Annotated in this window: 18 protein-coding genes; all 18 read right to left on the reverse strand. The window is 44.9% G+C overall.

From position 1 onward, the window contains the following. Positions 1 to 52: 52 nt before the first annotated feature. The 18 genes from buk to P6N53_RS02870 all read right to left on the reverse strand — a co-directional run bounded on the left by buk (position 53) and on the right by P6N53_RS02870 (position 18,592). On the reverse strand, positions 53 to 1,150 hold the full coding sequence (buk, locus tag P6N53_RS02785; protein WP_304541010.1) for a butyrate kinase: 1,098 nt from the start codon (positions 1,148 to 1,150) through the stop codon (positions 53 to 55). Between the two features lie 436 nt (positions 1,151 to 1,586). Next, positions 1,587 to 2,504 (reverse strand): thioredoxin-disulfide reductase, encoded by a 918-nt coding sequence (gene trxB, locus P6N53_RS02790; protein WP_304541012.1) that lies wholly within the window; start codon positions 2,502 to 2,504, stop codon positions 1,587 to 1,589. 110 nt (positions 2,505 to 2,614) lie between these two features. Further along, the gene (locus tag P6N53_RS02795; protein WP_304541014.1) at positions 2,615 to 4,078 is read right to left on the reverse strand and encodes a HEAT repeat domain-containing protein; all 1,464 of its coding nucleotides are present in this window, start codon (positions 4,076 to 4,078) and stop codon (positions 2,615 to 2,617) included. An 80-nt stretch (positions 4,079 to 4,158) separates the two neighbouring features. Then, complete coding sequence (locus P6N53_RS02800; protein ID WP_304541016.1) at positions 4,159 to 4,335, reverse strand: hypothetical protein; 177 nt, start codon at positions 4,333 to 4,335, stop codon at positions 4,159 to 4,161. Between the two features lie 4 nt (positions 4,336 to 4,339). After that, a complete protein-coding gene (locus P6N53_RS02805) occupies positions 4,340 to 5,599 on the reverse strand; it encodes a Ger(x)C family spore germination protein (RefSeq protein WP_304541018.1) in 1,260 nt (419 codons plus the stop codon). Next, positions 5,577 to 6,698: a GerAB/ArcD/ProY family transporter gene (locus P6N53_RS02810; protein ID WP_304541020.1), complete on the reverse strand. Its 1,122-nt coding sequence runs from the start codon at positions 6,696 to 6,698 to the stop codon at positions 5,577 to 5,579. The genes P6N53_RS02805 and P6N53_RS02810 overlap by 23 nt, the downstream gene beginning before the upstream one ends. Continuing rightward, positions 6,695 to 8,629: a spore germination protein gene (locus tag P6N53_RS02815; protein ID WP_304541021.1), complete on the reverse strand. Its 1,935-nt coding sequence runs from the start codon at positions 8,627 to 8,629 to the stop codon at positions 6,695 to 6,697. The genes P6N53_RS02810 and P6N53_RS02815 overlap by 4 nt, the downstream gene beginning before the upstream one ends. A gap of 97 nt (positions 8,630 to 8,726) precedes the next feature. Continuing rightward, positions 8,727 to 9,293, reverse strand: a complete 567-nt coding sequence (locus P6N53_RS02820; RefSeq protein WP_304541023.1) for a 2-oxoacid:acceptor oxidoreductase family protein — start codon at positions 9,291 to 9,293, stop codon at positions 8,727 to 8,729. 5 nt (positions 9,294 to 9,298) lie between these two features. Then, the gene (locus tag P6N53_RS02825; RefSeq protein WP_304541025.1) at positions 9,299 to 10,114 is read right to left on the reverse strand and encodes a 2-oxoacid:ferredoxin oxidoreductase subunit beta; all 816 of its coding nucleotides are present in this window, start codon (positions 10,112 to 10,114) and stop codon (positions 9,299 to 9,301) included. Position 10,115: 1 nt separating this feature from the next. Continuing rightward, positions 10,116 to 11,249: a 2-oxoacid:acceptor oxidoreductase subunit alpha gene (locus P6N53_RS02830; protein WP_304541026.1), complete on the reverse strand. Its 1,134-nt coding sequence runs from the start codon at positions 11,247 to 11,249 to the stop codon at positions 10,116 to 10,118. Continuing rightward, positions 11,246 to 11,473: a 4Fe-4S dicluster domain-containing protein gene (locus P6N53_RS02835; protein WP_304541027.1), complete on the reverse strand. Its 228-nt coding sequence runs from the start codon at positions 11,471 to 11,473 to the stop codon at positions 11,246 to 11,248. Before P6N53_RS02835 ends, P6N53_RS02830 begins: the two co-directional genes overlap by 4 nt. 222 nt (positions 11,474 to 11,695) lie before the next feature. Then, positions 11,696 to 13,240, reverse strand: a complete 1,545-nt coding sequence (pruA, locus tag P6N53_RS02840) for an L-glutamate gamma-semialdehyde dehydrogenase (RefSeq protein ID WP_304541030.1) — start codon at positions 13,238 to 13,240, stop codon at positions 11,696 to 11,698. A gap of 42 nt (positions 13,241 to 13,282) precedes the next feature. After that, positions 13,283 to 14,431: an NAD(P)/FAD-dependent oxidoreductase gene (locus P6N53_RS02845; RefSeq protein ID WP_304541032.1), complete on the reverse strand. Its 1,149-nt coding sequence runs from the start codon at positions 14,429 to 14,431 to the stop codon at positions 13,283 to 13,285. Beyond that, positions 14,424 to 14,711, reverse strand: a complete 288-nt coding sequence (locus P6N53_RS02850; RefSeq protein WP_304541034.1) for a (2Fe-2S)-binding protein — start codon at positions 14,709 to 14,711, stop codon at positions 14,424 to 14,426. The genes P6N53_RS02845 and P6N53_RS02850 overlap by 8 nt, the downstream gene beginning before the upstream one ends. A 2-nt stretch (positions 14,712 to 14,713) precedes the next feature. Beyond that, positions 14,714 to 15,208: a 4Fe-4S binding protein gene (locus P6N53_RS02855; RefSeq protein ID WP_304541037.1), complete on the reverse strand. Its 495-nt coding sequence runs from the start codon at positions 15,206 to 15,208 to the stop codon at positions 14,714 to 14,716. An 18-nt stretch (positions 15,209 to 15,226) separates the two neighbouring features. Then, complete coding sequence (locus P6N53_RS02860; RefSeq protein ID WP_304541038.1) at positions 15,227 to 16,303, reverse strand: NAD(P)/FAD-dependent oxidoreductase; 1,077 nt, start codon at positions 16,301 to 16,303, stop codon at positions 15,227 to 15,229. Then, a complete protein-coding gene (locus tag P6N53_RS02865) occupies positions 16,300 to 16,605 on the reverse strand; it encodes a (2Fe-2S)-binding protein (protein ID WP_304541039.1) in 306 nt (101 codons plus the stop codon). The genes P6N53_RS02860 and P6N53_RS02865 overlap by 4 nt, the downstream gene beginning before the upstream one ends. Positions 16,606 to 16,864: 259 nt before the next feature. Continuing rightward, the gene (locus tag P6N53_RS02870) at positions 16,865 to 18,592 is read right to left on the reverse strand and encodes a sigma 54-interacting transcriptional regulator (protein WP_304541040.1); all 1,728 of its coding nucleotides are present in this window, start codon (positions 18,590 to 18,592) and stop codon (positions 16,865 to 16,867) included. Positions 18,593 to 18,612 lie beyond the last annotated feature (20 nt).

Consider the following 18,612-nt stretch of genomic DNA (forward strand, 5'->3'; position numbering starts at 1 on the left):
GCGATGTTCCTTTCCGGGCCCCTAACCAAAACATTACTCACATTATGGAAAGCTATCTATCACCGGCAGCCACCTTAAGGTGGTCAATGCTATGATAGAATTTTGGCTGTTCCTCTCCCCTTAGTACCCTTAGGGCACCAAGGGCTAAGGATTCCATTTCTTCCTCTCCTGGAGCCACCATAACGGGAGCGATAAAGGAAACCCTCTCAATTATTTTGTCTGTGATATATTGGGAATGTGCCAGTCCGCCTGTAAGCACTATACGGTCCACCTGTCCATAAAGGACGGTGGACATGGCTCCGATTTCTTTGGCAATCTGATAACACATGGCTTCCAGCACCAGCTTGGTCTTCTGGTCACCCTCGGCCAACTTTGCCAGAGCCTTGCGAACATCCTTAGTACCTAGATAGGAATACATGCCCCCTTCTTTGTTAAGATAGGTCAGCATCTGTTCCTCATTGTATTTTCCACTAAAGCATTGTTTTATCAGCAGCCTTGCAGGCAAGGTCCCACAACGTTCGGGAGAAAATGGGCCTTCATTTACAGCATTGTTAACATCAATCATTTTTCCCTTTCTGTGGGGGGCAACAGAAAATCCACTGCCCAGGTGAGCCAAAATCAAGTTTACCTGTTCATAGGTTGAACCTATTTCCTCGGCTACTTTTCTAGCAACAGCCTTCATATTTAAGGCATGGGATAGGCTCGTCCTTGGAAGCTCAGGATGTCCTGATAATCTTGCCACAGGGTCCAACTCATCCACCGAAACGGGATCAACAATATATGCTGGGATGTTTACCTGTTTGGCCAGGTAATAGGCAATAACGCCACCCAAATTTGAGGCATGTTCTCCTCCTGGGGGGTCATGAAGTTCCTCAACCAGTTCCTCATCCACTAAATAGGTCCCACCTGGAATGGGCTTAAGCAAGCCTCCCCGGCCAACCATAGCATCAAACTCATTTAGCTGGCAGGCCATTTCCCCAAGGATTTCTAGAATAGCCTTGACACGATAATTATACTGTTGGCTAACCCTATTAAAAGAGCTGATTTCGTAGGTAGGATGCTCAATTGTTTTTTTCCACAGGCAAAGCTCATCATTGAAAGCCGCAATTTTTGTCGAGGTTGAGCCAGGATTTACGGCTAGTATCATCATTAAAATAATCACTCCATATTTCGCAAAAAAGTTGTACTCCAGGTATTATTGTATCCCATTTCCTTGTACAAACAAATAACTTAAAGTTAATACCAGGATTTGGCGTCAACTGTACACTTTTCTTTGTTTTTCGACATTATGTGGTATTTTCCTGCAATGCAAAATATAACACTTTTAAATAATTGTCAACAATATTTGTAGCGTAGTGATAAAAACAAAGGTAACAATACCCTAATAAGGTTTTAAGGATCACAAAACCCCAGTGGATTAGATGCACTGGGGTCATGACAAAAACTAATATAAAATTAGCCGGGGAGACAATAGTATTTTTATTCCTTTTGGTTATACTATCTCAGAGGTTGAATTTATTTCAACCTAATCTCCTCTCCCTTTCTCGCTGTATCTACCAAAGATACAGCCTTTTTTTATTTCTTTGCTATTTAGAGGTCAAGTACTTCTCCGCCTCTACTGCAGCAATAGCACCATCTGCCACCGCGGTAACCACTTGTCTTAGATGCTTTTGACGTATATCACCTGCCGCATAAAGACCGGCTATGCCTGTTGACATATTTTCATCGGTTTTGATATAGCCCCGCTCATCCATTTGAACCAAATCTTTTACCAAATCCGAATTAGATTTGGTACCCACATAAACAAAGACACCGTCTACCGGGATATCTGTCATTTCTCCGGAGGCTACATTTTTTATTCTCACAGCCTCTACCTTATCTTCTCCGATTACCTTATCCACCACGGAAAACCATAAAAACTCAACCTTATCATTTTCAATGGCTCTCTTTTGAATGAGCTTGGTTGCCCTCAATTCACCCCTGCGGTGAATAATATATACCTTAGAGGCAAATTTGGTCAGGAAGAGGGCCTCCTCTACCGCTGCATCTCCACCGCCTACAACTGCCACGACTTTATCCCGGAAGAAGGCTCCGTCACAAGTAGCGCAGTAGGAAACACCCCGTCCATGAAATTTACTTTCTCCCTCCACACCAAGGAACTGGGGCTTAGCCCCGGTGGCTAAAATAACGGTTTTAGCCAGTACTGGTTCTTGGGCAGTATGAACAATAAATTTATCATCCTGTTGCTCAATTTTTTCCGTATCAGAAAACCAAACCTCAAGTCCAAAGGAACGGGCCTGCTCATCCATTTTCATAGCCAGGTCTATCCCACCAACCCCTCCGGGAAAACCAGGGTAGTTTTCAATCCATTCAGTTGATGCTGCCTGGCCCCCCGGCATACCCCTTTCCACCAAAATGCAATCAATATCGGCCCTGGCAGCATATAGCCCGGCAGCATAGCCAGCTGGCCCGCCACCGATAATTACAAGTTCTTTTTCTAACACACCTACACCTCCAGATATTTAGTGATTTATCGTCAAATTTTTACATCACTTGCATATTATCTCATTAATGAAAATTGTCCGTCAAGTCAAGCCAGAATAATTGTAATGAATTATTCATATATTTCCTTTTGTTCCTTCTCCCTTACCAAAATAGACCTGGTTTCCCTGGCAGCACGGAGAACCTGTGGTTCCTCCACCGGGTTGCCAATCATTAGCTCCAATCTTTTTAATGCGCTAACCATCTTTAGTTTGCCCAATGCTAGGACTGCATTCTCCCTAACTAAAGCCACCGGGTCTTCGAGGGCAGAAATCAGTGCAAAATAGAACGCCTGATCCGCCATTTTACCCATGGCTTGGCATGCTTTAACCCTAATGGCACTATCCCGATCCTGAACAGCCTTACTTAAAAGACTAACAGCATCCTTACCACCCAACTGCCCACAGGCCCAAATCAGCTGCAAATACACCTTCTTTGGCACCCTGCGCTGCAAAGCCTTAAAGCAGAGCAGTATACTGGTATCCCGTCGCTGCACAAGTTCCCTTACCAGATGTACTACTATTTCGGGGTTTTTACCCTGGAATAGAGCTAGGCAGCGGGATATTCTGTCCTTGGACTTGCTGCGCAAGACCGCCTGCACCTCATCGGCAAGCTCAGGCACAACTAGCGGAATAATTAAGCCTGAGGCCTGCTCCGAGAGACTTAAGGTGTCTGCTGGAAAATCATTGATCAGCAAGTTGTTTTCCAAAAGGTACCCTATTAGATCTGAAATGTGTTTTTTAGGCCAATTGGACAGCAAGCCATAGCCAACGGTTCTGGCATAATAACTATCGCTGGTAAGCCAGGCAGTTCTGCTGCCCTTTAGAATATCAGCAAATTGAGCTGCGTTAACCTGCTTATCTACTTGGTTTATACCCTCAAAGATTCTGATTAGGACATCAGGCTCCATCTCAAGATTGGCATCCATAATAATTTGTTCTGCTTGAAGTCGTTCGTAGTAGTTTTTAAATATATTAAAGCGATTACGAAAATCCACCATAAATGGGATTAGCTTTACATCTATCCCTGCCAATTCCCTGCGGGCCAATAGCTGTTCCTCTGAGCTAATACCACTGTCCACAATTTCCTGCAGCCTATAGTATTGTTTTCTAAAAAGCTCTAGATAAACCTCAGGATAGCCAGTTTTTTGAGCTATATCAGGCAACCTGTAGCCAATGGTCAATAAACGAAGGATGATCTCCCAGGGTTGCCAGGGGTGATTTTGAGGTCTGGCACTCCTCCCCAAGACTCCTTTGGCACAATTTAGAATATCCACAGTCAAGCCCTGGGCAAATACCGGCGGGTAGGCAAATTGTGAATTTAGTTTAGTAGTTAAAATATCACTAAAGGTTGGATTATCAAGAAACTGCCAATTTTTGGACAGTACATATGTTAAGGCAGGGATCACTGTTTCATTTAGAAATGCCAAAGCAAGGGTGCTTTTTGGCCCACCCCATTCTTCAAGAAAAAGCTTCTCCAAGTTTTTTGCCAACTGCTCTTCTTCTGCTGCTCGACCCAGCTTTAGCTTAATATCCAAATAAAACCACTTCCTGCGAAATTGCTGTTAAGGAAAGATATTCCACATCATGTCAAATATATCCTTTATATTTTTGTCAATCAAAAGGGTTCCCTAATGAAAATGGCATAAAAGGTCAGGGCTAGAGTTATCACAGTTAATAAGGTGGTACCTATAGCCCCCCTTTTATTATTCTTTTCCTTCCACAGCCAGCGGGCAAAGGATAAGGTGTATAGGCCAACAGCTAAAGGTATCAGAGAAATAAGATAATCTATCATACCACTACTCCCTTATCATGGGTTCGGTATAACGCAGCAATCCGGTTCGGCGGAAATTGGCCTTAACCTTCACCCTAATATCTGCCTGCATGTAGATTTCCTTCCAGGGAAGCTTTTCCCATTCCTCCCAGGTGCTAACTTTATTACGGTAATGGGTATCGTAGTTAAATATATCACCCCAGTTATTGTCCTTAGTCTTTTGTATCAGCTTACGGGCCAGACTTTCCTGGGCCCTTTCCAGGGCCCTCTGGGCAACCAACTTTTTATCTGGATCCTCATAATTTTCACCACTTTGAATGGAAAAAAACTCACCCTCCAGAAATATGGTCTGATCAATAATTAGACGATTGTTCTCCACCCTGAATTTAACTTCAGGCTGTTTAGCCTGATTAAGGGCTACCGCAATCATTTTATCCGGATGCTCCGGATCCGAAAAACTAAAGTTGGAGGCGGTTAAACAGCCCTGTAAAATCATCATGGTACGGTTTTCATCAGCGGTTAACCTCCCTACCATTTTATCATTGTTAAAAATGGCCGCCCCGGCAAACTCCACTTTATTACCACCCTCCCTTGGCACTTCACCTGCCAGGTAGGGTGCCCTCAGTGATTCGCTGGCATCTTTATCGGTTCCTTGTCCCTCCGGTGTGTTAATTCCTACCAGCGGCAGGGTAGGGCTGCTGTGCAGATTATTCAAGGTTAGATAAAACTGATGCATATCAACGGTGCTGTAAAATCCGGTTCTTTGGGATAATATTCTTATTAGATGAAATACCTTTCCGGGAAAAATTTCCAGAATTGGCTTGTTTTCGGTAAGGAAGTCCTTTACTCTACCGTTGGCAATATACATATAGCTGTCTCTCCTCACTTCCCGGTGGCGTATCAGGCCCAGGAGATAAGGCTTGATCCCATCCCTGGCCAGTTCTTCACCGATAAAGTAGGCATTAGTATGATGAAAGGATATCTCCCGGGTAACATAGGTATTCATAAGTGTGTAACACTCCCATATGGTTGGACCCTCTACGCTGGTGATAAAAAAGGGCTCCATATTACCGCCGCCGCCACCCTCACCGGCAGCAAATACTTGGGGGTTTGCTATTACTACCGTCATTTCCAGTGCCTCTTTTTTGCCCTTATCAAGTCCCACTGCTATAACCAGGGCCACCTCGTCGGTTTCCCTGCCGCCAAAGCACCCACCACACAAAAAAACCATCAGCAGTGCAGCTAATATTTTAATGGCATATTTACTCCTTGGCCCTTGCATCATCGCCCTCTAGCTCCCCTGTTTTTCTTATTCTAGACACAGCCAGCAATAATAACGGCAGACCCACAGTAACAGCAAGTCCTGGATAGCGCCTGAGAAACTGAGTTTCCAAGTATAAATTGGTGGGTAAGTCCGGCGGCAAAATACTTACCACTGCACATAGCATTGTTACTATCCATAATAATGGACGGTAGTCTGGTGCCTTAAATATTCTGGCAGCCACAATTGTGGCTGCATATAGGGTTACAGCCAGCTTGACAAAGCCCACCATAACCCAGCTTAGTAAAAAGATGGCCTCTATCCGCTGGAAATAACGTCCCAGCTCTATCAGGCGACTGAGATTAAAAAAGGGAATAAGCAGCTCATTGGAGGATGGCACCCCAAATACCAGCAGAATGGCCATACATGTTATCAGCAGCAACATTCCGCCAAATATTATGGCCAGCATGGTGGCATTGCGAAATTTCTGCCAGCCGCCGCTGACACTTAGTATAATCACAGCTGCCAGTAAGCCTTCACTTACCAGGGAATATTCCGTCAGTCCCTGAAAGAAAATATAGCTGGGCTCCCTGCTATAAAGGGGAAAAAGAAAGCTAATTTCCATGGTTTCAACCACTGCTAAAAAAAGAATTACTAAGCCTGCAAGAATAAAAGTCAAGGAAGTCCGTGCAACCCTGGCCATAGTCTCTAGACCATAATGACAGCTAAGCATAGCCCCGCCAAATAAAAATAAAAGTACCGCACTGATTGGAGTCCTGGGCAGGGTTGTTACTAAAATGGCCTCGGCAAAGCCCCTGGATAACAAAGACATAACGGCAACAAAATAAAAAAATATCAGTAGATTTACCAGGGTGCCTAAATATGGACCTAGTAGGGACTCACTTACCTCCACAATGGTCTGGTTGCTATGCCTCCTCATTAGGGAGGCAACAATCCAGAAGCCAAGGGCAGAACCGATGGTTCCAACAATAATCATGGCCCAGACCAAGGTCCTGCCCTCATTGATGGCGGTTGCCGGCAGGGTTAAAAATATTCTTCCAATGTTAGATATAAATAATAGTGCAAACAACTCCGCAAAACCTATTTTACCTTCCCTAATCAACGTTTCTTCTCCCTTTTTGACGATTCTAGAACCCAACGCCGGGAAATCTTAGGCTGGAACTGAGGACTTTTGGTATTGAGAAAATCCGGTCTCTTCTCCCAGGAAAAAACGGGTTTGCGCAGCACCACATCACCTGTTGTGCTGGTGGTGGGGGCCATTGGTGCAAGATAGGGCACCCCAAAGGATTTGAGGTGAGCCATCATATGCATTTGTGCGAAAAGGCCAAAGGCTATGCCTACAAAGCCCAACATGTAGCCTAGAATAATATAGGCAAATCTCATTATACGTAAAGAAAACTGCATGGAATAAGAGGGTATGGCAAAATTAGCCAATCCTGTGACGGCCACAATGATTACCAAAATAGGACTGACAATATTAGCCTGTACCGCTGCCTGACCAAGGATTAATGCACCTACAATACCAATGGTGGTTCCCATGACCCCTGGCACCCGGACACCTGCCTCCCGGATCAATTCAAAGGACACTTCCATCACGATCACTTCAATAATGCTTGGAAATGGCACCCTTTCCCTGGCCCCCATGATGGAAAGCAACAGTTCTGTGGGAATCATTTCCCTATGGAAAAGAACAATGGCTAGATAAACCCCAGGAGTAAGGAAGGCCACGTAAAAGGCAAAACCTCTAACCAACCTCAATAGGGACCCGTAAATCGGCCTTAAATAATAGTCTTCCTGGGAGTGAAGCTGATCGAATAGGGTTGTTGGAACCAGCAGCACATAGGGATTACCGTCCATTAAAATAGCAATTTTACCCCTTAAAAGCATATATGCTGTCCGGTCCGGCCTTTCTGTAGCCATTACCTGAGGGGCCACATTCCAGGGGCTATCCTCAATAAACTGTTCTAATATTCCAATATCAACTATACCGTCTGTTTTTATTGAATTAATGCGTCTTTTTACCTCTTTTACCAGTTTATCATTAGCTATATTTTTCATATACATAACAGCTATATCGGTATTAGAGGTATTGCCAACCTTAATCATTTCAGTTGTTAGATCAGAGGAACGGACATATCTACGAATAAGTCCGGTATTTACCCTGAGCATTTCGGTAAAGGCTTCCTGGGGTCCCCTGACCACCATCTCGTTCTGTGGCTTATCTACACCCCTATGCTCCCAGCCTTTGGTCTCCACCACCAGGGCTTGATTACAGCCTTCAATGAACAAGGCCGTTGAACCATAATTAACACCTTCAGTAATTTCCTTAAAGGTACTGTGGGAGGTCACCTGGTTGCCAGGTAGTAGACTTTTTTGCACATAATCAATTAGCAGGTGTGCCTTTACAGTCTCCTGTATATTTGACAAAAGCATCAATGGTTTTAAAATATCCCTATTAATTATGGTTTTATCGCTTAGTCCCTCCATAAAGACCACAAAGGCCTGTACCGGTGGTTCCGTAGCAATGGTCAATTCCCTAATAATCAGATCTTTATTAGTTGGCAAATCGTAAATATCCCTAATGCGTTCTTTGTTATACTCTAAAATCATGCTTACTTTTCGTGGATCATGGTGCCCCTGGGACTCAGATACCTTTAAGGGCTTCTTTATTCTCTGGTGCTTAGCCTCCTGCTCCTGTCCTTCACCGCTAAGCCTCTCTTCTGTCTGCTCCCCTTGCTTAGCTTCTAAACCCCTTTTATCTAGACCTTTTCTAATGTGTTTTCTATTTTTTAACTTACTCTGGGGTTTCTTACTATCCTTTTTGTCCTGGTTTAACTCCTGCTTAGTCTCTTCATAACCCTCTATCTTTTCATTTGATTCCCCGGATTTCTTCTGTTTTTCCTCAAATTTTTTCTCTGCCGGGGTTTCTTCTAAAATAAAACCTTCCTGATCAATATTTGACTCAAAGGAGAACACTTTTTTTAATTCTTTCCAAATATTCATATCATCACCGATATTAGTCTTAGCCGGCAAAAAGAAGTTTATCCAGTAATACTCTTAAATGAAGCAAAGAACCATCCCCTGACCCACATGACCGTGAGGGGATGGTTCCCATTTTTAGTGGAATATATTAACTTTGTTGTATTGTTGCCGTCTCTAGGGCCTGTTGGCCTATTTTAAAGCCAAGCTCCAGGGCCCTTTTATTCATGTCTTCGGTCCCCCTGGGGACCCTGCCCAGCAGGGCGGCAGTTACCGACTGCCGGCTTACCATGCTGGAGATGGCTGTAAGGGCCCCTAGGGCTACTACATTAGCCACCAGTTCCCTGCCAATCTGCTTACGTGCTGATTCCGTGATGGGCAGAGGGAAAACTCTGGTTCTGGTATTGGGTATATGCTTCACCAATCCTGAATCCACCACAGCCAGGCAGGTATCCTTGCAATCCCCTATATACTTAAGGACCGACTCTTGATTTAGGCCCAGGAATAGATCCGGTTTTTCAACCTTGGGATAGTCAATCCCCTGGCCGCTGATAATTACTTCGGCCTTACTGGCACCACCCCTGGCAGCGGGACCGTAGGATTGGGTTTGCACTACATTTTGACCTTCTATAATGGCGGCCTCGGCTAAGATAATTCCGGCCAAAATAAGTCCTTGACCTCCAGAGCCACTTAATCTTACTTCCCATGTTCCTGGCATATTATCTACCTCCCCTGGAATTTTTCCACCAGTTTCTGGTATTCTGCCGTATATTCAGGTGCTTTGGAACTGTGTAAAATACCCACAATAAACTTATCTGCCCGTTCCTCATCAGTTAATTTGTTATATTTCATGACTGTTATCCCATGATCCCGCTGCCACTTCAGCATGTCAGCCGGAGAACCCATTTTATTTTGCCTACCAAAGGAGGTGGGGCAATGGGTCACTACCTCTATGAGGGAAAATCCACTATTTTTATAGCCTTCGATGATCAGGTCCGTTAGAATTTTTGTATGAAAACTGGTTGCTCTACCCACAAAGGTGGCCCCTGCCCCGATGGCCAACTCCGCCATATTAAAGGGACGCTCCAGATTGCCATAGGGTGAGGTGGTGGCACGGCAGGCATTGGGGGTCATGGGAGAGTACTGACCTCCAGTCATACCGTAAATGTTATTATTAAATACTATGGTGGTAAGGTTAATATTGCGACGGGCTGCATGAATAAAATGATTACCTCCTATGGCAGTACAATCACCGTCTCCTGTTAACACAAAAACGTTTAGCTCCGGTTTTGCAAACTTCACTCCTGTGGCAAAGGCTAAAGCCCTGCCATGGGTGGTGTGCAGTGTATCAAAATCCAGGTAACTCGAAGCCCTTGCAGCACAGCCAATACCGGAAACCATTACCGTCCGCTCCTGGTTTATGGATAGCTTTCCCACTGCTTTAGCAAGGCAGTGAAGTATAATACCATTGCCACAGCCGGGGCACCACATATGGGGCAATTTTTCCAATCTAAAATACTGTTCAATCTCTGGGAGCATGTTAATACACCTCCCTGATTTTCTTCAAAATAGTTTCCGGTCTGATTAACTCTCCATCAGCTTGCAAACAGCTGTATACTTCAGTCCTGCCCCGAATAACCCGCTCCACTTCTAAAAGCATTTGTCCGCAATTCATCTCTGCCACCAGCAGTTTTTTTCCTTCCTCAGCCAGCCTCGCGACCTGTTCCCCAGGGAAGGGCCAAATTGTCTGGGGCCTAAAGGTTCCTACCTGATAACCTTCCTCTCTGGCCAGCTTGACGGCCCGGTTTACAGCCCTGGAGGTACCCCCGTAGGAGATCACCACTAACCTTGCAGCTTCAATGTTATCCCTTTGGTAAGCTATTATTTCATCCAGGTTACTCAACACTTTCTGATGAAGTCTCTTTAATAGCCTATCAATAATTTCAGGCTTTTCTGTGGCAAAGCCATCTTCATCATGATATAGACCGGTGACGTGGTAACGATAGCCTGCACCAAAGGCAGCCATTGGAGGTGCCTGGTTTAATTCAGCCCTGTAGGGATAATAGTCCTCCCTTTGGCAACTTAGTTTGTTTCTATCATAAATTGGCAGTTCACCTGGCTCAGGTAAGATAACCTTCTCCCTCATGTGACCTACCACTTCATCCATCAATATTATTACAGGTATACGGAATTTCTCAGCTAAGTTAAAGGCCTTAACCGTCAAATCAAAGGCCTCCCTCACCGAGGATGGGGTTAAGGCAATAATGGGATGATCCCCATGGGTACCCCAGCGGGCTTGCATCACATCACCCTGGGCAGGTGCCGTGGCAACTCCTGTGCTGGGTCCTAGTCTCTGGACATTCACCACCACGCAGGGTATTTCGGCCATGCAGGCGAAGCCAATATTCTCCTGCTTCAGGGAAAAGCCTGGTCCACTGGTGGCGGTCATGCTTTTTGCCCCGGTAAGGGAGGCACCTACCACCGCTGCCATACTGGCAATTTCATCCTCCATCTGAATAAACTTCCCACCCACCTGGGGTAATCTTCTAGCCAGTATTTCAGCAATTTCCGTTGATGGTGTTATGGGGTAGCCTGCATAAAAGCTCATACCCGCGTATATAGCTCCTTCGGCACAGGCTTCATTGCCCTGCACTAATCGTGGTTCCTGGCTCATTCCTCCTCCTCCTCCAGGGTTATGGCATAGTCTGGACATAGGCTCTCGCAAATACCACAGCCCACACAATTATCTGACCTGACAGATTCCACCATCCCTCCATCCCCCAGGGCTAGCACACCCTTGGCGCAAAAAGCTATACAGATTCCACATTTTTTACACCAGGCCTGATTAACTACAATACGATGGTTTTTGAGCCTGGGAACCGGAGTATTTCCTTTCACGGTATCAACTCCCATTTCTACACGCCTTATTTTCTAACTATTTTGATAATTACCTCCAGGTTAACCCTAATGTGTATTTCCGTCAACTTCACTCCTGACCGGGATTTGTTAAACTAATGGTATTTAGGGAACTAATTACAAATTATTATGTATATTCTGATATTTAGACTTTGTAAATGAGATGTACCCAGGGGATACATCTCATTTTTAGCTTAGGTAAATTTAACCGATAATTTCCGAGGTTATTTTCATCTGCAGGAATAGCCCCAGATAGTCAAAGCCACCAGCCTTGGAACATGTTCCCGACATATTAAAACCACCAAAGGGATGAACACCAACCAGGGCTCCTGTACATTTACGGTTAAAGTACAGATTGCCTACATGGAAATCCTCTTTTGCCTTGACAATATTCTCTCTGCTATTGCTGTAAAGGGAGCCTGTTAAGCCATATTCAGTGTTATTTGCCACTTCCAGGGCTTCATTAAAATCGCTAACTTTAATCATAGCTAATACAGGTCCAAAGATCTCTTCTTTAGACAATCTGGCATCAGGCGCAATGTCTCTGAAAATGGTAGGTTTAATAAACCAACCAACCTCTCCCAATCTCTCTCCGCCCATAAGCAGCTTACCTTCTTGCTTGCCAATTTCTATATACTCCAGGATTTTTTCCATGGCTCTCTTTTCAATCACGGGGCCCATATTGTAGTTTTCTTCAGGAGATCCCTGATTTAGCTTTTGTGCCAATGCCACTGCTTTCTCAATTACCTGTTCATATACACCTTCCACAATAATTGCCCGGGAGCAAGCTGAGCATTTTTGTCCCTGGAAGCCAAAGGCGGAGGCTACAATACCCTGGGCCGCCTTATCCAGGTCAGCAGTCTCGTCTACAATAATTGAGTCCTTACCACCCATTTCAGCAGCCACCCTTTTAATCCATTTCTGTCCGGGGGCAACCTTTGATGCGAGGCCACTGATGCGTAGACCAATTTCTTTGGAACCAGTAAAATTAATAAAACGAGTCAGTTTATGGCTTACCAAAAAGTCGCCTATGGCACCGCCAGAACCAGGCAAGTAATTCACAACTCCACCAGGCAGACCAACCTCCTGCAGTAATTCCATAAACTTTGCTGCAATAATTGGTGTGGTGCTGGCAGGTTTGAGAACCACGGTATTACCTGTAACCACTGAAGCGACGGTCATGCCGGCCATAATGGCCAAGGGGAAATTCCAGGGCGGAATTACCAGGCCAACCCCCAGGGGGATATATTTCATTTGATTGTACTCACCACTAATGGGAACCAAGGCCGGTGGATTTGCATATCTTAACATTTCGTGGGCGTAAAAATTCATAAAGTCTATGGCTTCAGCTGTGTCTGCATCGGCCTCAGCCCAATTTTTCCCTGACTCTAAAATTAACCAGGCTGAAAAATAATGTTTACGCTGCCTCATTAATTCCGCAGCCTTAAATAAAAAGATGGCCCTTTCTTCAGGAGAAACCTTTGACCAATAGGCAAAGGTGCTATTGGCAGACTCCATGGCTTTTTCAGCCAAAACAAGATCTGCCTTTGAAGCAAAACCTATCACTTCATTTTCATTGGCCGGATTGGTGGAGGTTATAACTTCATCGGTATATATGGCTTCCCCACCGATATATAATGGATACTTCTTTCCCAGTTCCTGTCTTACCTGAGCTAACGCTTCTTTAATTGCAGTGGCATTCTCAGGTAGAGAAAAGTTAGTAAAGGGTTCGTTTGCAAATGCCTTCATGTGAATCCTCCCATTAAATATTTATTGTTAAGGCTTAGTTTTTTATACCACAGAGGGCTCTACATAGAGTTCACCCCTGGCAAAACGGGTAAAGTCAAACATACTGATAGGCAAGCTGGTTTTTTCACCTAAAATATGCTCGGCCATCAATTTGCCGGTCATGGGGGCAATCATAAATCCATGTCCGGAAAAACCTGCTGCCAAGTGGAAACCTTCAACTCCTGGTACACTGCCCAGAATTTGCTGCTTATCAGGTGTCAAATCGTATAAACCGGCCCACTGGCGCACAACCCGCAGGTTAGCTAGGGGTGGCAGCAGAAATGTTACCTTGGCAGCCATTTCGTGCAAAAACTGCCAGGTGCCATTATGATTATATTCCTTTAATTCATTGGGATCTCCTAGGCCCATGATAAAGCTGCCATGGGGTACCTGCTGGCAATAAAGTCCATGATAAAAACTCATCACCATGGGACCCTGCATCATTTCTACCGGCTCGGTCACAAGTATTTGGTGCCTTTCCGGGGTAAGGGGTAAATCTATGCCTATGGTCGCTGCCAATTCACGGGAATAGGAACCGGCACAGCAAATAACCGCAGGTGATTCAATTACTCCCTTGTTTGTTTCCACACCGCAAATTTTATCCCCTTTTGTAAGGAGCTTAGTGGCCTCGGTGTAGGTTATTATTTCAACCCCAAGCCTTTGGGCCGCCTGAGCATAGGCATCGGTAGTCTTAAAAGGGTTGCAATGCCCATCCTTAGCACAGAAGGTGGCTCCAAGTAACCCTTGGGTATTTAAGTGGGGTACAATTTCTTTGGCCTCTTCAGGTGTCACCCAGCGGGAAGGTATGCCCAGTTGGTGCTGAACCCCCAGATTTTTATGAAACTGCTCCACCATTTTTTCTGTGTAGGCAAGGAGCAGATAACCCCCCTGCTTAAACTCAATGGAGCCTTCATATTCCAGATCCTCTTCCAAACTTTCAAACATTTCTATGCTATTCTTAGCAAGTAGGCAGTTGGTCTCTGTTCCAAACTGCATTCTGACCCCGGCGCCACATCTTCCGGTTGCTCCGCTGGTCAGATACTTCTTCTCCAGCAAAACTATGTTTTTAGCACCCTTTTTAGCCAGGTTATAGGCTATGGCACAGCCAATAACACCGCCACCAATTATCACATAATCTGCCCTTTTAATCATCTCCTTCACCTCCTGCCAAAATACCCAGTTTTACTGGTGAAGTAGGCTGGCGAAAGGCGGTAAGGGGAATGTCCTTAACAGCTTTACCTGTAGCCCTGGCCAATTCGTTAACTATCAAGGGTGTACAGGTTCTGCCCTGGCAAGGACCCATGCCGACCCGGAGCAATCTTTTAAGCTGCTCCAGGTCGGTGATGCCCTTATCAATATAAGCTCTGACTTCATCTAGGGTGATATCTTCACACCTGCAGATAACTGTAAGACTCTCCGAACCCTGGCACATATTTACCGCACCTCCTTAACTAAGAAGTGACGGCTTTCCATCATTAAATTCTTTGGCACTGCCAACCAGACCAGGGCCGTTTTGTCCTGGGCTTTAGTATTTTGTACTTTAACGACCTTAGCGTTTCCCAACTCTTCCCCAGCTCGATTAACGGCGGTTACAATTTGATTAACCCGTGGCAGGGGTAAAAACTCGTAGGGTATTTTCACTAAAGCTTCACTATCGGAATAGGTAGCATCCACCACAAATATGGCAAGTCCTGGACAGCGGCTCATACAGGAACCACAGCCATTACATTTATCAAAATCTATTTGTGGACGTTCATTTATATCTGTAAAGGCTTTAATTGCTCCCCTTTTACAACTGTGGTAGCAGGGATCGCAGGGTATATTTTGAAAGCATTCTGTTATAGCCACCGGACCCTTGGACAGTCGTTCCTCAGTTGGCATGACCGCTGCAATATCTTCCGGTGTAGGAATGCCGTTTAATGGCAGCATATATTTTCACTCCTCCGACTATAGAGCGGCCTGGGCTAGGCCTTTACGGATTTTTTCGCCCACATGACCAGAGCGCAGTGCCTCCAGTTGCTCTAATACATTTGCCCTGTCCTCATTAAGATCAGGACCCGTATAACCAAGACTGGAGGCTGAGTTAAGTCCTGCCAGGGCACCCTCCATCATAGCTGCTGATGCCTCTTCAATTCCCGCCACATCACCAGCCACATAAATTCCCGGCACAGAGGTTTCCAGACCTTCACTACGAAGGGGAACATTCCCTCCCAGTTCCGGCACAAAGGTCATCTTACACCCTGCTTGCCAAAGGATCTCAGTCAATGGTGTTAGACCCACTGACAGGCAAATCACATCTGCATCTATTAACCGTTCCGTTCCTGGTATCTGCTGCCAATTATCATCCAGTTGAACAATGGTTGCTCCCGTAACTTCCCTTTCACCATGGGCACACTTAATAGTATGCCTGGTAAATATAGGAACTCCCGCCCGAACAACCTTAGCCGCATGCACCCAATAGGCTCCAATTTTAGGCCCTGCCTCAATAATTCCTGCCACTTCGACCCCCGCCTGGAGAAGCTGATAGCTGACAATAACACCTATGTTACCGGCCCCAACCATCAATACTCGATTACCAGGCTTGACACCGAAAACATTTACCAAGGTTTGAACAGCTCCAGCACCATAAACGCCAGGCAAATCATTATTGGGGAAAAGTAAGGATTTTTCTGCACCACCTGTTGCAACAATAAGGCGTTGCGGCTTAATGGTGGTGATTTTACCTTGCTGCTCTACCGCCAGAACACCGTCTTCATAATAACCCAGGGCAGTAGCCTCAGCCATTATCACTATTTTTTCATTGGCCATTACTTCATCAGATAGCTCCCGGGCTATGTCAATACCCCTTTCCGAGGCACGCTGCTGCTTTGAACCGAAAAACCTATGGGTTTGTTTAATTAACTGACCGCCTAGATAATCATTACGGTCAATTAAAACTACTCCTGCACCTAGCCTTGCCGCCTTGATTGCTGCCGCTAATCCTGCTGGGCCGCCCCCCACAATTGCTATTTCAGTATGTATCACTTGAGTTCACCCTTCCCCTTCTGGGTCTCAACAACCATACCTTCAGCCAGGCGTTCTACACAAACCCTGACATTTGGCTCACCGTTTACCACCATCAAACAGGAAGAACAGTTTCCAATATTGCAGAACAATCCCCTGGGGCGATGCAGGTGACCGCTCTCCCTCATTATTCTAATCCCGGCAGCATGAAGTGCAGCCGCAATGGTCTCACCTTCGAAACCCTCTATTTCTTTGCCATCATAGGTAAACCTAATTTTATTGCCAGGCTTAAAGTCTAAAATAGGGTGTTTTATTATGCGCATAGGAAATACCTCCTCGTTTAATAGTTACTTGCAATATTAATGCCATTTTGTCAGTTGATTGCTATGACTGAGGGAATATTCCTTATAAGCCCTTAATACTGTCACATAATATAATATTTTATACCTTGTAGAAACAACAAAAACACGTCTTTAGACGTGTTTTTGTTTATACTTGACGTTCAACATATTGTACAACGTGTCATATTATTGACACTCCACAAAATGTATCAAAAATTAATAATGTCCTTGACATTACCCCTTACATTATCCCTAGCTGATGCATTTTATAATATAGTGTACTCCTTGGTATACCCAGCATTCTTGCAGCCTCAGAGCGATTACCATTTACTTGTTTTAATGTTCTTACAATCAAATCCCGCTCTGTTTGCTCTGTCACCGAGGCAAGTCCAATGGTAGTTCCTATCTGATCCTGTTGACTTGTTACCCTAAGGGAATCAGGTATGGCACTTTCTGGAACTGTATCACCCTCTGACAATATCACCATCCGCTCTATGACATTCTTAAGCTGCCTGATATTTCCTGGCCAAGAATAGGATAAAAAGGTCGCCATAACCCCTGGTTCCAACTTGGTGATTTGTTTATTATACAGTTGGCTGAATTCCTGCAGGAATAGATACACCAACTCAGGAATGTCTTCTCTTCTTTCCCTCAAGGGAGGCAGCTCCAAGGATACTACATTGAGGCGATAATATAAATCCTCTCTAAACTCTCCTTTATTGATCATTTCTTCTAAATAACGGTTTGTTGCAGCGATTAAGCGTACATCTACCTTGACAGGCACAGAACCCCCTACCCTGAAAAATATCCCGTCCTGAATTACCCGAAGAAGTTTAACCTGCATTTCAGGGGGAAGCTCACCTATCTCATCTAAAAATAATGTTCCGCCATCGGATAGTTCAAATATTCCCTGCTTACCCCTTTTATCGGCACCTGTGAAGGCACCACCTTCATAGCCAAACATTTCGCTTTCAAAAAGACTTCTTGGTATAGCTGCACAGTTTATTACATTAAAAGGCTTTTCATTTCTGGTGCTAGTTTGGTGGATGGCCTTAGCCACCAGCTCTTTACCAGTACCGCTTTCACCCCTGATTAGTACTGCTGCGTTGGTGGTTGCCACCTTTCTGGCGACATTAATCACTTCCATTAGGCGCCTATGATGCCCTTTAATTGATGCGAAGGGATTTCTGTCGGCAGTAAATTGAATAATCTCCTGCTCTAGCCTCTGAACCTGATAACTGGCCTGGCTAAGCTTCTGATTTAATTGAACAATTTCTGTAACATCCCTTTCGGCCGAAACCCCACCAATAATTTTGGGCCCCAGCCTTACTGGTGTTGCGTTAATCAAGACATGAGTTCCCTCCACCGGTTGGTGGGGGAGGGATCTTATTTCCTGCCACTCCCTATTGATTCTAGTTATAACCAGATTAGAGAAATATTGATTTATTGGCTTACCCAAGATATCGGTGGCTTTAATACCATATAGCGATTCCGCCCTGCTATTCCAGGCCAGCACTGTATCATTAGCATCTACAATACAGATGGCCTCATCCACCGTTTCAACCACTGCATTTAACCTGGCATCGGCCTCGCAAACCTTTAAGGTTAAATCATGGAATACCTGATCATAGGAGAGAACACCAAGAACCTTCCCTTCTTTATTGCGGCATACCAATGCATGATACCGCAGCTCAGGAAGGAAGGTTAATATTTCACGGTCTAAATCTTCTTCATCCAATGATGAAAAATCTCGCCGCATAATTTTACTAACCTTAACATCAGATTCTAAATTGCGATTGATAACTTCTTTCCAAAGCAGAACCCCGATAAGTCTGTCCTCTTCTGTAATCAACACCACGGGGCGATTAGGAATACCCTTTTCCCTTACTTCACCAATGGTACTGTTAGGACCGACGGGCAGGAGATCCCTGTATAACATTTCCTTAACAGTTAGAAATCCCTTATGCATATATCTCCACCCCAGTATCC

Origin of the sequence: Desulforamulus aquiferis (assembly GCF_030577015.1) — a bacterium.
GTDB lineage: Bacteria > Bacillota > Desulfotomaculia > Desulfotomaculales > Desulfotomaculaceae > Desulfotomaculum > Desulfotomaculum aquiferis.